Source organism: Parafrankia sp. Ea1.12, from assembly GCF_900465275.1.
Classification (GTDB): Bacteria; Actinomycetota; Actinomycetes; order Frankiales; family Frankiaceae; genus Parafrankia; species Parafrankia soli.
On sequence record NZ_UBIZ01000353.1, the window covers coordinates 1 to 1,333 of the forward strand.

The following is a 1,333-nucleotide window of genomic DNA, read 5'->3' on the forward strand; positions in this document are numbered from 1 at the left end:
CGTATGCGTCCGGCGGCTTCCTGGGCAATGCCCTGTACGGGACCCTGATGACCAACGATGAGGCAGACGAGGTCCAGTACTCGATGGCCGAGTCGTTCACCACGACCGACAACGGCAAGACCTTCACCCTGAAGCTGCGGCCGGGCCTGGTGTTCTCCGACGGCACTCCGCTGAACACCGAGGCCGTGAAGTTCAACTGGGACCGAACCAAGGACCCGGCCGTCGGCTCGGCCCACCGGTCGGAGGCGGCGACGATCGAATCGTCCGAGGTGGTGGACGACGTCACGCTGAAGGTCACCCTGGTCACCCCCGTGCCGAGGTACGCCCTGTCCGTCCTCGCCTCCTCGATGAACTGGATCGCCTCACCCGCGGCCCTGCAGAAGGGCCAGCAGGCTTTCGACGCGAAGCCGATCGGCGCGGGACCGTTCACCCTGGAGAGCTGGACCCGTCAGGCCGATATCCGGCTCGTCAAGAACCCCCGCTACTGGGACGCACCCCGGCCCTACCTCGACCGCCTCACCCTCCGCGCGGCGCTCGAAGGCAACCAGCGCTACAACACGTTGCTCACCGGGGGCGCGGACGTGGCCATCGACTCGAGCTGGATCAACCTCGACAAGGCCACCAAGGCGGGTCTGCCGACAAACGTCATGCAGCTCAGCGGCGGCGTCTTCGCAGCGCTGAACATGCGCAGAGCACCGTTCGACGACATTCGTGCGCGTCGGGCGGTCGCGGCGGCACTGGACTCGGACGCGCTGAATCTCGCGGCCTACAACGGCACCGCGCAGCTGGCCGACACGTTGTTCACCGACGCCTCCCCCTTCTACTCGGAGACGCCGCTGCGTAAGACGGACAAGGCGACCGCCCAGCGGCTCTTCGACGAGCTGGCCGCGGAGGGCAAGCCGCTGTCCTTCACGTTCACCAGCTCCACCGCCAGCGAGAACAGGGCGCTTGCGGAGAACATCCAGGCCCAGCTCAGCGCCTTCAACAACGTCGAGGTCAAAATCAAGACCATTGAGCTCGCCGAGTTCGTCCAGCTGCGCAGGACACTCGACTTCGACGCGGTCATCACGTCCGCGCTCTTCCAGGACCCCGAGCCTCGGTTGTCGACGGTCTTCGCCGGGGGCTCGCCGGCGAACCTGGCCGGTATCGACGACCCGGCGCTCAACGCGGCCCTGCAGGCCGGCCGGACCGCAACCTCGGAGGAGCAGCGCAAGGCGGCCTACGACACCGTGCAGGAACGGTTGACCGAACTGACCCCGATGTTCTTCATCGCGCGTGGGGGGCTCGGCGCCATCTCGGGCAAGAACGTCGGCGGCCTCGCGCAGTACGGCCT

Annotated in this window: 1 protein-coding gene; it reads left to right on the forward strand. The window is 67.3% G+C overall.

Translation table 11 applies throughout. The features are described from left to right. A partial coding sequence (locus FMEAI12_RS19560) for an ABC transporter substrate-binding protein (protein WP_146776733.1) occupies positions 1–1,333 on the forward strand: 1,333 nt, incomplete at both ends.